Here is a 14,192-nt window from a genome sequence, read left to right on the forward strand (position 1 = left end):
ACAGAACTACTATATTTTTCGTTCCAAATCCTTACAAAAACAGAATTACTTTTTATAGTCTTCCGATCAGTAAAATCCGTTAAAAATATTAACTTATCAATGTATGCCGTAACTACTTTGTATCTTCTTTTGGTATCACTATGGTGACAGTAGTTCCTACTCCAAGTTCACTTACTATATTAAGGGAACCTTTGCACTGAAGCTTAAGACGTTCACGGACATTCTGTATACCTATATGAGATCTGCCGTCGTACTCTCTTTTTGCTTCCGTGTAACCTCCTACGCCGTCGTCGTCTACAACGATCTCATATCTGTCATCATACTCCCGGCTTGATATCGTAACCGTACCGCCATTAGGAGATTTACCTACTCCATATTTTACTGCATTCTCGACAATAGGTTGTACTGTCAACGCCGGAAGTTTGAAATCTTTTGTCTCAATGTCATAGACTATATTCAGATCATCATCAAATCTCATTTTTTCGAGAGCAAGGTAGTTTTTAATGTGATCAAGTTCCTTTTCAAAAGGTACCGGTTCCTTTGTTCTCAGAGAATCAAGATTTCCGCGCAGATAGTCGGAGAATTTACCTATGGCTTCCTGAGCCATCTCCGGATCCTTGGTACAAAGATAATAAATAGCATTAAGGGAATTGTACAAAAAATGCGGCTGTATCTGGCTCATCATGATGGCGAGTCTTTCCTGGGTAAGAGCATTTTCCTTTTCTTTAAGTTCTATGCTCTGCTGAACATGAATAAAGGTGTAAACCATCAGCATACTGAGGGTTACAGAAAGGTAAATGAAAGCCGATCCGACGCTTGGCATAAGCATCGTCATAGCGACAGCAAAAAGCGGAAGGAGCATGTAGCCAATTACAGCAATGAAATCAAGAAGTTCAAGGTTTTTTCTGTAAATGATGGTCAGTACGAAATCAAAGAAAATTACTCCCGCACCCAGAAGCTGTGAAAGCATATATAAAGGTCCGTGTATATATACTCCGTTTTCAATATAGAAAACCTGACCATGTATGGGGGATGTCAGCCACATTACAAATCCCAAAACACAAAAGGGCACTCCGAAGTGTCCGATCCATGCCGGCACACTGCACTTTTCGGACAGATAAAAATAAATGTAATAATTAAACACCGCCACAATCAGATATAAAAGCGATACTGAGCTAATGGTGAATATGACATACAGGGTCCTGACCTTATCGTTATACTCAAGCCACCAGGTAAGCGCATCAATAATAAGCATTAATCCATTGGCAGCAAGAATCAATATGAGACAATAGTTTTTTAAACTTTTTTTAAAGGTTGTCAGCATTCCCACCAGAAGCACCAACGCTATACATGCTCCATAGGCTTCCGACCCTACTTTTGCAATCAACATAAGGCTGTACCTGTTCCCGTTAATCTGTTACTTTAGTATCATTTTGCGGCAGCACAATCGAGATATGATCTGCCGGTAATTCAGCTTTGTAAACCATACTTATATAATACATCATAAAAAAAGAAAAATCGCTTAAGCCAATGGATAATCTTTAAAAGATTCCATAATGACTTAAGCGATTTTCCCCTATACTCTTCTATCAGGCCGACCTTGGAAAACGATTTAACCCACATTCCCATCCAATAAGTGAAAACACAGACCAAATATTGTTATCTGAAGAGGTCTACCGATTTTGAAAGACCCTCCGATACCCCCTAAATAATGTATCGGATTGTCATATCACCATTTTTTCAGGATTTACAGAAGCTTCGGAAGCTGCCGGAATATAGACATTAACATAATCCTTCCCCGGCGGCATGTAGGTAACAACCATGTGCTCCTGTTCCTTTGATAAAAAACTGCCTGCCACTTCTCCTCTTGTTACATTCTCGATAAACTCGCAAACCATCTCGTAGTAGTTCATCTTATTTACCGGACTAAGCTTATAATGATCGATATAGTTCTCACCGTTTATAAAGATCCGTTCAAAAACATCTCTGACGGCACTTGGTGATGTAACAAGGTCTCTGCCATTGTCCCCAAAGCAGTTGGTAAATATGTACGAATACATCTCAATGAGATTTAAAGGCATCTTACCAACTTCTTCAACACACCAGAAGCCAAGCTTCAGCTTCTCTGTATTACTGAAGGGTTCAAATACATATCTCAGAAATTCATCATGCTCCTCAACAGTCTGATACCCCCTCGTGGATCTTCGGAGATAATCAACAAGCTTAAATCCTTCTGAGCCCTCCGGAAAAATCACTTCCGGCACCATGACGACTCTTATATCAGGTATATTCCGATTATTCGAAGAAATGCCGATCAGTTCTTCGGTCTCAGTTTTAACCGGATGTTCAACATCAAAATAAGAACTCATTTTCTTTTTTCACTCCTATAGCGGCATGATACAACATGAAATATCACAAAAGAGTCACACTTTTGATAAATTTTTAATCAATTATGACTGCAAAAAGGCGGTGCATAGCAGCACCGCCTTCTGAGAAAAAATTAATTTTACTCTTTTTCTATACCGGTCTTGCTGCGGATAATAAAAAGCACCGCTGCAATGGCTATAGCTCCGACAATAAGCGAAATAACCGCGCTCTTGGTGATTCCTGCCACAATATATGCCAATGCAGATACAGCTGCTGCAGTGAGTGCATAAGGAAGCTGTGTGTATACGTGATTAATGTGAACACACTGGGCACCGGCACTTGACATGATGGTAGTATCCGAGATAGGTGAGCAGTGGTCTCCGCAAACCGCACCTGCCATACATGCAGACATTGCAATGATCATCATTGTATGATCTATTCCCTCAAAGCAGGCAACTACGATAGGAATAAGTATACCAAAGGTTCCCCATGAAGTACCTGTTGCAAAACTGAGACCGATTGAGATAAGGAAAATGATGAAAGGCAGGAAGCTGAGATAGTTTGCAGCTGAATGCTCAACAACCGCTGCAACAAATTCCTTTGCTCCGAGACTGTCTGTCATAGCCTTGAGAGACCATGCAAAGGTAAGTATCAGTATAGGAGCGATCATTGCCTTAAATCCATCCGGAAGTGAACTCATACATTCATCGAAGGAAAGCACATTTCCAATCATGTAGAACACAATTGTAATCACAAGTGCAGAAGCAGATCCAAGAACAAGTCCTACAGAAGCATCAGAACCTGCAAAAGCATCAATGAAGCCCGTTCCGCTGAAAAATCCGCCGGAATAAATCATACCTATAACACAGCATATGATAAGCGAAACAATAGGAACAAGCATGTTAAGGACATGACCGTCCTCTCTCATGTTCTCTTCAGGATTTGTCTCAACAGCTCTGTCTGTTGTGGTGAAAAGATCATTATTCTCAATGGCATTGATCTCATGTTTACGCATTGGACCGTAGTCGACCCTGAACATAACCAGCATTACCATCATAACAATAGTAAGAACTGCATAGAAATTGTATGGGATGGTCTGAAGGAAAAGCTTCATTCCGTTCTCACCCTCAACAAATCCGGAAACAGCTGCTGCCCATGAAGAGATAGGTGCGATGATACAAACAGGTGCTGCCGTAGCATCGATAAGATATGCAAGCTTTGCACGGCTTACCTTATGTTTATCTGTAACCGGACGCATAACAGAACCTACGGTAAGGCAGTTGAAATAGTCGTCAATGAAGATAAGGCATCCAAAAGCAATGGTTGCAAGCTGGGCACCTGCTCTTGTCTTGATCTGACTTGAAGCCCATTTACCAAAAGCTGCAGAACCACCACTCTTGTTCATAAGCTGTACCATAGCTCCAAGAATAACAAGGAAGCAAAGTATTCCGACATTATAACTGTCAGAAAGAACAGAGATTATACCATCTGAAAAGATATGATTGATGGTTCCTTCAAAATTAAAACCGGAATAAAGCAACGCACCTGTCAGTATACCCATGAACAAAGAACTGTAAACCTCCTTAGTTACAAGAGCAAGTCCTATGGCAATGATAGGCGGCAAAAGCGACCAGGCAGTCATCTGAACCGTTTCTGCCGTAGTCATAAACCCGGCAATGATCAGGATGAAAACCACCAGACCAAGAGAGCCTATAGTGTAATAGCGCTTGATATTTTGTTTCATGTTACTCCCCTTCTTTTTTGATTTACATATGTTTCGCATTGCCACAAAAAACTAGTGCTTTACCGCTTTAAAAGATTAATGTGGCAGTTTGGAAACTTAATAACCTATATATTACACTCCAATTTTATTTCATTCAATGGATAATATACACATAATTAATAAATATACAGTAACAGTTCAGCCGGGGCACATGAAGGGCCGGACGGGCGGACATCCCTTTGAATGCGTTGAGCTGAGTCGAGATAAATAAAAATCGGACCCCTTAGAACCACTTGGTTTCCTTTTTCCTTAGCCCCCTCGCCAAGTCAGATGTTGTCATAAAGAGAACTCTGACATTGGCGAGGTCCTAGTGGTTCTTAGGGGTCCGATTTTATATTTTTCCGACGAAGCGACCCGCATTCAAAGGGATGTCCGACCGACCGGCCCTGCTTGTGCCCCGGCTGAACTGTTACGTCCGTCTATATATCACCCCGGACCATCCGAAGGTCCCGAAGCTTCGGTTTCTGCCGGCACAGTAGGTCCCGCGCTTATGATTTCAGCTGCGGAAGTGGCATTCTCCTGCTCATTCAGAATCTCGATCATCTCACGGATCATATCCTCATCCTTCAGAGTGAAGAGAAATTCTACTCGTCTTGAAGCCTCACTGTTTTCCGTGCCATCCTCATTGTAAACAGGATCTGTATAGGATTTTCCGTCAGTTGAAACAAGCTCTCTCATCTCACTCAGCTGATCACCGGAAAGAATAGTGGAATTATCCCCAAGGCAATAAGCAGCAACTGAATATGCACGCTTAAGTGAAAGATCGAGATTGAACAGATAATTACCTTTAGTATCCGTATGTCCCTCGATGGAAATGGAAGAAACATATTCCCTATACTTATCATCTAAAAGAATATTGGCATATCTTGGCAAAAACTCCGCAAGGAAATCCTTACCCGAATCCTTCAGTTCCGACTTGTTATATTCAAACAGAATACTTGAATCCATGGTGATAGCTCCGGTCTTTTCATCAACCTTTATATTCAAGTTGGAACCGGAAAACTCTTTTTTCAATTCCTCGATAAGCTCAGACCTTACACCTATGATCCTGTCAAGCTTTGCCTGCTGGGTATTCATGATTTCCTGAAGCTCGGCAAGAAGACGTGACTGCTCATTCAGTGTTTCTTCCTGGGAATTAAGCTTACTCTCCTGTGTAAGCAGAAGCTCCCTCTGAGACGCAAGCTTTGCCTGCTGTTCCTCCAGTTCTTCCTTTTGAGTGGCCACAACTTTTTTCTGTTCATCCAGTTCGGAAGCCTGTACCACCAGTTCCTTTTCTTTACCGGCCAACTGTTCTTCCTTAAGATCAAATTTCATCTGTGAATGAAGAGTTGTGAGGGCAATGATCAGAACGAAACATAAAAGCAGGCCCGCCATCATATCCGAATATGAAAGCCAGTATGTGGTTTCTCCATCCTGTCTTTTTGGATGATCATTCTTTTTTTTGACTTTAAACATTTTAGTTTCTCCTTGCCGCATTGCCTCTCTTTGCTTCTTCAATGGCAAGAGTGAGACCATTTACAGAAGAAACGGCACGTTCAACCGCATCCTGCATATCCCTGTAGCTGTTGTTAATGATCTTTGGAAGCTGATCGTTGGCTTTCTTAATCTCAGCCGCCTGATTTACGAGATGTGACTCAACATTTATAAGATTGTTATCTATGACTTTGAAGGTATTGTCTATATTCTTCGGCAGCTGGTTAACTGAAAGTCTTATTGCATCAAGCAGCTCTTTCTGTGCATTAAGCTCCTTCTGGAATACCTTAACTGACTCATTGAGCATGCTTCTGTAGCTTTCAAGGTCTCTCAGGTACTGTCTGTCATCAGCGATAAGCTTCTGATTTGTTCCATTGGATACCCAGAGATCATTCATGCTGCGCTTGATCTCCTGCTGCGTCTCCACAACACTTGCAGTGAAGCCTGCCAGCTGCTCTCCGAGAAGCTTGGCCTCTTCATTTATACGGTGGGCTATCTCACGGGTGCTGCCTGTTTCATCCATTACCTGTTTCATGAGATCTGCATTATTATTCTGAATATTGTAGCACTCGGATATGGTATCGGATAATTGCTTGAATGCATCATTAAGGGATTTATTCATCTCTATAATAAATGCATTAACAACCGACCTTAAGGCATCACTCTGATTCTGGGTTGCAATATTGGCAAAATCAGTTATGACTCTGTTCATACGGTCAAACTGAGGGGTCAAAACTCTTGTGAGCTCATCAGTTATCTTATCTCCAAGGTTATCAATGGAACTAAGCTGCTTTTCCTGAAGCTCTATCAGCCTGTTCACGCTGTCGAACTCGGTATCGGGAAGGACATACTTTCTGTAAGCATTAACAAAATCACGGATGGAAGTTTCGGCTTCATCCAGTTTCCTCTTGAAAACATAGTTAAAAGTAAGGGAAAAGATCATTCCGTATATAGATGTATGGAATGCAACCTTTATACCATTCATAAGAGGAGCAATGCTGTTTGTGATCTCCAAAGTTGAACCGGTATTAAACTCCTGAAGTCCCAGGGAGAGGCCTATAAAGGTTCCGAGAATTCCGAGACCTGTCATGGCACCGGCCACCTGGTTCAGCTGGTCACGGTGCATAACACTGTCAATGATATTGTCATTTATGAAATCCTCTATATCACATTTATAGCTGTGCTCTCTCATCTCGTTTATGCGATTGAGTTCAAAGTTATAATCCTGATACAGATCCTTAAGATGCGCTTCCTCAAAAAGCATTTCCTGATTCGCCTTATAGCTGTCAAAAAGGAAAGCATGACTGTTCAAAGCATCATTTTTAATCTTTCCGGTTACACGCTGAAGATCGTAAATGATACGATTAATAGGAGTAAATGCCTTCCTATCACATGCTATGAGAATAATGGCAACAATAAAAAACATGGCACTGTTAACCACTATACTTGACATATCCCTGCCCTGAACAGAAAACAGATTAAGGTATATACATAATCCCACCATGGCAATAAAAACAACAGCCATAATCCATTCATACCATTTTTTTCTCTGCATATTCCTTTTCCTCCGGATAGTTACTTATTGTACAAGTGTCAGAAGTACATCCACTTATGGCACTCAGATCTTTTATACTTTCATATGCCTTTACAATTCAGGCTCTTTATAGAATTATAGCAATTCTTATTGAAATAAACCTTAATTTAGGATTAAAAAAGATAATAAATTTCAACCGCTTAAATGTCGCCCTGCCTCTATTGAGAAAATTGTCATTCTTATTTTTGATTTCGTGACAAAAATGTCATGAAAAATATGCTCAGACTATGTATAATAAGACTTAATTGCGTATAATTTGCGTCATGAGGAGGTAATCATGGAAAAGAAAAAAATTTCTCTTGCTGCCTTATTTGGTGATTTCCTGAAATTCGGACTGTTCACCTTCGGAGGCGGCTGGAGTATCGTTGCTCAGATGCAAAAAAAATATGTGGAGGAACGGAAGCTGATTTCCGATGGAGAACTCCTGGATATGACCAGTGTGGGACGAAGCCTTCCGGGAACCATGATAGGTAACATCGCCATACTTTTCGGCTACAGCCAGGGCGGTGTACTTGGAGCTTTCACCTGCCTTTTCGGAATGATACTTCCACCATTTTTAGTGCTTCTCATAGTCGGAAATTTCTATAATGCTTTCCGCACCAACTACTGGATAGCCTCTGCAATGAGCGGTATAAGATGTGCTGTAGTACCAATCATATTTATAGCAGCCTTAAAAATGATAAACGGTGCCTTTAAGTATCCACCCTGCTATTTCGTAATGGTGCTGTGCGTAATCCTTTACCTGGTCTTTAATGTCAACTGTGTATATCTTGTGATCCTTGGCGGCATCGCAGGTATCATCATCAGTGAGATTTATCAGCGTAAGGAGGCAGCAGATCATGAGTGAAATATTTACCTGTTTGCAGCTATACTGGAGTTTTGTAAAAATCGGTTTCACCAGCTTCGGCGGCCTGTCCATGATTCCTCTCATCACCAGTGAAATGCTTGAACACGGCTGGCTGAACAGTTCGGAAATCTCAGATATAGTTGCCATAGCTGAAATGACCCCGGGTCCTCTCGGACTTAACTGTGCAACATTCGCCGGTCTTAAAGGTGGAGGAGTTTTAGGAGCCATATTCGCAAACCTCGGAGCCATCACTCCATCCCTTACTCTGTGCCTTGTAGGAGCGGTTTTCTTTGAAAAATTCAAACATTCAAAGATCATGCATAAAATCCTTACAGGTGTCCGTCCCGCATGTATCGCCATGGTTATAGGTGTGCTTTTCACACTATCCCAGACAAACTACATGGCAGAGGGTGACATTTCCCTTATAGCTATAGTCATAAGCATCTTTGACGTAATACTTCTGAAATTCGCAAAACTCGGGATACCCACTGTTATAATCATCAGTGCTGTGATAGGCGTAGTAGTATATGGAGTTTTAAAACTATAAAGAAAAGCAAAAGCGTCGACGGGCATTCCCGTCGACGCTTATTTACTCTCACTTCAGCAATAAATTCAGCCTGAAGAAGATCAGTTCTGATGCAGTCCTTATAAAGTCTCCGGTATCATCGATCCTACTCATTTCATAGTTTTCTATGCAAAGGAATCCTGTGATATCATCTCCCCGATAGAATGGCATTCCTATCATATTCCGTACGTTCAGATATCTGAGTTTATCATATATCTCAGGATACGTTTCCCTTATGGATTCAACATCGAATCTTATGATATTTTCATATTCACGAAGATTCTCCGTGCAGTGTTCTATGAAATCCTTATCTATATCACTGAAATTATAGTCATTGGGCTTTACGCCCTTTGAACAGTACTGGAATTCTGTTTTCGTTTCCTCTCCATCCTTCATAACGATATAAACCCTTGAAGCATAGAAGAATTTTGCAAGCGTCTTAAGGGCATCATCAATAACAACCCTGTGACTTTCCTGTGAGGCAAGTATACCTGCAATTTCAACCAGGCATTCATTCTTCTTGTTTTCCCTCTCCATTTCAATCTCTTTATTGTAGCTTTCAGAGATATCCATAAGGATAAGAATAAAGGTGCCTTCCTCACTTCCCGGAACCATCCGGTAATCAACCCAGGTTTTTCCAAGTACGCTGTACTTTCGTCCCGTCAGGGTTTTGCCATGTAAAGCCGCCTGATATCCATCGGTTACCCATGTGGGGTCAGCATTGAAAAAGGTATCCCTGAATTTCCGGCCCATAATCTCATCCCGATTTTTTCCAACCTTCCTGGAGAATTTGTCATTAACATACAGGAATTCAAAATCTAAAGGATGAAGATTTGTGCTGTCAAGTATTATCTTACCGATAATATAATCCACAGGCAGATCTGTGTTTGGATCAGGAATATAATAACCATTATCATACCCTGTGACATTTTGCTCTTCCTGTTCCTTTTTCGCCTCGTCTTTGTTCAGAGCCTTTGCCAGATAAAGAGCTTTATTCTTCCTGTGAAGTGCGTTATTGTGTACTTTAAAGCCTATGAAATACGAAGTATTCTCAAGTAATTTCTTTACGTATTCTTCATCTCCCTTATAGTTGTCGATACCGATAAATCCGAGAAGCTTGCCGTCATTAAAGAACGGCGCTTCAACAACATTTCTGATTCCCTGACTTATCATATTTAAGGCTCTTGAAGGATTAACGTATTTATATTTTTCCAAATCATTTATCACGATACATTGACCGGGTTTAAATACCTCATAATCTGTCACATACGTCTTAAGCTCCACATTCTGCCATTTACTGATGACGGGCCGCACATTCGGCGCACACCACTCAAAGGTATTGCTGATACCATCGTCCGTACACTCCATGATGTACAGGCGGTCAATTTCAAGGTTTTCCTTTAGTATATTGATGACAGCGTTCATAGCCTTTTCGTATTCATCATCTCCGCTCAGTATCTTGGCGATACGGAAGCTGATGTCATCGATCTTATCGTTCTTATATCCACCACCCTTTTCTGTCTTTGTACTATGATCATACAGCTCCATATTGTTGACAGCTTCTTTTGGCTCCTGAACAGATATCATTTTTTCCTTCGGCTGATTTTCATCATTATAATCCACTATTACTATTGAAAATGTGCCTGCATGTGAAGCCGGCGCTGCAATATAATTCACCCAACGCTTAAAGGCGAAGCTATAGCTTCTGTCATGGATATATTCACCCATAGATGCCCTGTATCCGACACTGATCCAGTTGCTGCTTCGAAGATCCGAGAATATTCCTGTGTAGCAATGACCAATAAGCTCTGACGCTTTCTTTCCGGTGGCATCACAATATTTTCCGTTAACATAAATATATTCAAGATCGACAGGAGTCTTATTATCTTCACTCAATACAGGTTTTGCCACAAAATACGGAAGAGGCAAACTTTCATAGTATCCGCCGATATCTAAAAGCCCGGTATTATTTTCATTGTCTCCTTTCATTCTCCTGTTCAGATCATTTTTGGCGCCTTCGTAAACATCCTGCATATCATAGCATTCAGATCCGTTAATGATACCGTATTCACCATGGACTCTTATCTCCCTGGATTCGATTTCCCTTATAGAGCTGACATATTTCTTCCAAAGCTCTACCCGTCTGATAATATCTTCTTTCGACGTATTTCTCTTACATACGGCAAAGCAGCAGCCATATAAGCGGAAAACCGAGGTTACACGTCCGAAACTGAAAACAATGTACTTTGCGATAACCTTGATAAATTTCTCCGCTATATCTCTTCCGTAATCTTCCCTGATGTTTTCAAATTCAGGAATGTCCAGAAGCACATATGTAAAGTCTTCACCGTTGGTTCTCAGGTTGTCACCCAGTTGAGACAGAGTAACCATATGTCCATAGCTGTTCATGAGACCGGTAACATGATCCCTCTGACTCTGATCCCTGAGAGAGGTATCAGACATCACGTCCTGATTAATATCAATAAAGTATCCCATCAGTCCCACAATTTCTCCGTTGTTATACACCGGAAATTTTGTGGCGGCAATATAGTGTGTTACACCATCAATGACATTCTGCCCAATGGAATTTCTGATGATCTCACCCTTTAGGAGTACCCTCTCCTCATCTGTCATAAAAGGAGTATCGTCAATATGCCATCCTACTTCTTCATCATTCTTTCCCAAAACCGCATCCGCGGAATCAAAACCATAGAATTTCAGGAAGGCATCAGAAACACCAACAAATCTTCTGTCTTTATCCTTCCAGAAAAAACATATTTCAGAATTCAGTCTGATAGCATCCATAAGCTCATCACCTGTGATCTCTGATGAGTTTAAAGTCTTATCCTTAAACTCCCCGTAAACCTTCACATCCTGCTCGATTGTTGAAGGTCTTACACAGACTATAGCTTTTTTATCTTTACCACCGGAAATAAAGACAACCATGAATTTCGTCCATACATAGTTGCCATTTGGATTCTTCACCCTGAAAATATTTCTTATGATCCTGTCTTTGTTTTGAGACGAGGGATCTGTATAACGTTCTATATCAGTAAACGTCTTCCATCTGTCCATATCATCCGGATGGATATATCTCTGACGGTAATTCTTATAAAAATCCTCAATCCCCTTAGTTACACTTCCAACCTGTTCATTGTAAAGATTTGTATAAATGACGGTTCTGGTGTCTTCAGTATAATCAAGGTAATAAATGCAGTCATACGAAGAAATCACATTCCTCATGATATAGTCATGCATTTCAAGTTGTTTACTTTCTTCATATTTTCTGTCATCAATAGATGCCAGAATCATATAGCCCTGCCTGCTGTCCGCAATAACCTTAAAGGTCAACTCAAAATACATTTTTCCGGAAACAAAAACCGTCATCTCTTCCTGATGGCTGTTAATGCATTTTTCTGCCAGCTCCCGGAATTTACGATATACAAATGTCCCTTCGGCATTGATATCAGTCTCTATTTTTGAAGCAGCTAATTCTTTATCACCACCGATGTAATCCCTGTTTTTCTTATTAAAAAATAAAAGATTAAAATTTGTCCTGTCATAGAAAAACAGAGCCAGTGCTTTATCCTGGACAACATCAATAAGACCTGTTTTTTCATAAACAGATCTGGCTTCCCTGGTCTCCATGATAAGCCCATGGTCCGAAAGATATCTTCTGATATCCGAAACAGGAAGAGGCTTTGAATAATAATAGCCCTGTATTTTTTCACAGCCAATGGACTTCAGAAATTCCAAATGCTCTTTAGTTTCAACCCCCTCTGCAAGGGTATGGATTCCAAGCTCCTTTGCCATCTTCACCGCCATGGTTATGATGGTTTTGGACTTTTCACTGAAATCCCTCATGAACTGCATATCGATCTTGATCTCATCAAATTCAAAATCTTTAAGAACATTAAGAGAAGAATATCCTGATCCGAAATCATCCATCCAGATTTCTATTCCTGCCTCATGAAGCCTTTTAATCTCCTTTTTGATGAGACCCTTATCATTCATAAGAGTCGTTTCGGTTATCTCAACACAAATGAGATCCTTGCGAACATTATGTTCCTCAAGGGTATTTATAATGATATCCACCGGATCGCAATAATCAAAGTCAGACCGGGATATGTTGACGGAAACAGGTACCACAGGATTTCCAACCTTCAGATTCCTGCCCTGTAACTCCACAACTCGTTTAACCATGAAGATATCCAGCTTATAGGATAGTCCGTTCTCTTCAAGCAATGGTACAAAATCTCCCGGAGTAATAAATCCATAAATCGGGTCTATCCATCTTGCCAATGCTTCAAATCCGCAGACTCTTCCTGATAGTCCTCTTATGACAGGCTGCAGATAAACGTGTATCCATCCCTCATTAAGAGCCTGATCCAGATGGCTGAGTATATACTCTGCTCTGGCATAATGCTGACCCATCTTTTCGTCAAAGCTTCCATAACCTGACCCATACTGTACCTTCTGGGCTTCACATGCCATCCTTGCGTAATCACAGGCCAAATGTACAGACATTCCCTCATGGCAGATACACATACCTATCTTTACGGGCAGGGTTATACCATTGTTGATTTCACAAAGCTCCTGAATAAAACTGTCAAGTTTCCCCTCAATTCCCTCATGGGGAGCTATGGCAAAGAAATGGTCTTCACCGAATCTTGCACAGTTATCACCAAAAAACTTACGCAGAAGATCCGCAAACATGCAAAGAAATTTATCGCCCTCACGAGTACCGTATCTTGCATTAAATCCCTTCATTCCGCTTAGATCCAGAGCAAGTATCACAGGGCTATCCATCACATTGGCTATATCTTTAATGAATTTTTCCGACTTGATAAAAAAGCCCCATCTTGTTGAAAGTGATGTAAGAGGATCTTTCATCAGCTGAATTTCCGAAAGAAAGACATAGAAAAGAGGGCCTTCGTCATCATCTTTATAATATCTTCCGAAGTCCTCAATGTATTTTATATTTCCATTATTTGTAACGATCCTGTAGCGTACCTTTTCAAACTGATCACTGTCGGTTTCAATCTGAATATTTTTACTCTTCTTTACCTTACTGTAATCATCCTTATGAACCATGCCGGTAAATGTACCGCCGGTAAGCTCCATGAATTCTTTTTCGGTTTCGCACTCAAATATCTTTAATAAAGCAGAATTAACATACAAAATTTCATCGTTGTCACCGCCGCGATAGATAAAAAATCCTCCCGGCATAGCAGACAAACCATTTAATATGATATTTTTTTCCTTATGTAGTCTGTTATTCATCATTTTATGCACCAATGAACGGTAATGCAGGCTACCGTGTCGTTTCATCCCCATGAATTAATTTTGCTATCCGTAATGATATGTGTAGATATAGCTTCCCACATCATTAATATTGTCGACACATTTTTTCTTTTATAAAAGATTCATGAGGATCTTATTTATCAAAAAATCCGGTCGGCAGTTACACTGTCGACCGGATTTTTTTGATGTTCTCTATAATTTTTTTAGATGTTTTCGTAGCTTTCCTGTTTAAATATTCTTCCCTGTGTGTTCAGGGCAC

The 14,192-nt window shown here is 40.6% G+C and carries 8 protein-coding genes; 2 read left to right on the forward strand and 6 right to left on the reverse strand.

The window, feature by feature from the left end; all coding sequences use genetic code 11:
- Window positions 1-112: 112 nt before the first annotated feature.
- The 5 genes from T357_RS20050 to T357_RS20055 form a co-directional block, all read right to left on the reverse strand.
- Window positions 113-1,390 (reverse strand): sensor histidine kinase, encoded by a 1,278-nt coding sequence (locus T357_RS20050; RefSeq protein WP_081828065.1) that lies wholly within the window; start codon window positions 1,388-1,390, stop codon window positions 113-115.
- A gap of 334 nt (window positions 1,391-1,724) precedes the next feature.
- Window positions 1,725-2,369 (reverse strand): hypothetical protein, encoded by a 645-nt coding sequence (locus tag T357_RS0105645; protein WP_031549630.1) that lies wholly within the window; start codon window positions 2,367-2,369, stop codon window positions 1,725-1,727.
- 137 nt (window positions 2,370-2,506) lie between these two features.
- Window positions 2,507-4,111, reverse strand: a complete 1,605-nt coding sequence (locus T357_RS0105650) for a Na+/H+ antiporter NhaC family protein (protein WP_031549632.1) — start codon at window positions 4,109-4,111, stop codon at window positions 2,507-2,509.
- Window positions 4,112-4,576: 465 nt separating this feature from the next.
- The gene (locus T357_RS0105655) at window positions 4,577-5,605 is read right to left on the reverse strand and encodes an OmpA family protein (RefSeq protein ID WP_049962298.1); all 1,029 of its coding nucleotides are present in this window, start codon (window positions 5,603-5,605) and stop codon (window positions 4,577-4,579) included.
- 1 nt (window position 5,606) lies between these two features.
- The gene (locus tag T357_RS20055) at window positions 5,607-7,178 is read right to left on the reverse strand and encodes a MotA/TolQ/ExbB proton channel family protein (RefSeq protein ID WP_049962299.1); all 1,572 of its coding nucleotides are present in this window, start codon (window positions 7,176-7,178) and stop codon (window positions 5,607-5,609) included.
- A gap of 316 nt (window positions 7,179-7,494) precedes the next feature.
- On the opposite strand from T357_RS20055, the gene T357_RS0105665 reads away from it, so the two are divergent.
- Together T357_RS0105665 and T357_RS0105670 are read left to right on the forward strand one after the other, a co-directional pair.
- Entirely contained in the window at window positions 7,495-8,064 is a 570-nt protein-coding gene (locus tag T357_RS0105665) for a chromate transporter (protein ID WP_031549637.1), read from the forward strand.
- Window positions 8,057-8,611 (forward strand): chromate transporter, encoded by a 555-nt coding sequence (locus T357_RS0105670; RefSeq protein ID WP_031549639.1) that lies wholly within the window; start codon window positions 8,057-8,059, stop codon window positions 8,609-8,611. The genes T357_RS0105665 and T357_RS0105670 overlap by 8 nt, the downstream gene beginning before the upstream one ends.
- Before the next feature lie 48 nt (window positions 8,612-8,659).
- Here T357_RS0105670 and T357_RS20060 read toward each other — a convergent pair whose 3' ends face one another.
- Complete coding sequence (locus T357_RS20060; protein ID WP_049962300.1) at window positions 8,660-13,915, reverse strand: EAL domain-containing protein; 5,256 nt, start codon at window positions 13,913-13,915, stop codon at window positions 8,660-8,662.
- Window positions 13,916-14,192 lie beyond the last annotated feature (277 nt).

It is taken from the genome of Oribacterium sp. FC2011 (genome assembly GCF_000701645.1).
Lineage (GTDB): Bacteria > Bacillota > Clostridia > Lachnospirales > Lachnospiraceae > Oribacterium.

What these genes read in the sequence shown, in the direction of transcription:
- T357_RS20050 (WP_081828065.1), bottom strand. Translation starts at nt 1,390, where the DNA reads ATGTTGATTGCAAAAGTAGGGTCGGAAGCCTATGGAGCATGTATAGCG.
- T357_RS0105645 (WP_031549630.1), bottom strand. Translation starts at nt 2,369, where the DNA reads ATGAGTTCTTATTTTGATGTTGAACATCCGGTTAAAACTGAGACCGAA.
- T357_RS0105650 (WP_031549632.1), bottom strand. Translation starts at nt 4,111, where the DNA reads ATGAAACAAAATATCAAGCGCTATTACACTATAGGCTCTCTTGGTCTG.
- T357_RS0105655 (WP_049962298.1), bottom strand. Translation starts at nt 5,605, where the DNA reads ATGTTTAAAGTCAAAAAAAAGAATGATCATCCAAAAAGACAGGATGGA.
- T357_RS20055 (WP_049962299.1), bottom strand. Translation starts at nt 7,178, where the DNA reads ATGCAGAGAAAAAAATGGTATGAATGGATTATGGCTGTTGTTTTTATT.
- T357_RS0105665 (WP_031549637.1), top strand. Translation starts at nt 7,495, where the DNA reads ATGGAAAAGAAAAAAATTTCTCTTGCTGCCTTATTTGGTGATTTCCTG.
- T357_RS0105670 (WP_031549639.1), top strand. Translation starts at nt 8,057, where the DNA reads ATGAGTGAAATATTTACCTGTTTGCAGCTATACTGGAGTTTTGTAAAA.
- T357_RS20060 (WP_049962300.1), bottom strand. Translation starts at nt 13,915, where the DNA reads ATGATGAATAACAGACTACATAAGGAAAAAAATATCATATTAAATGGT.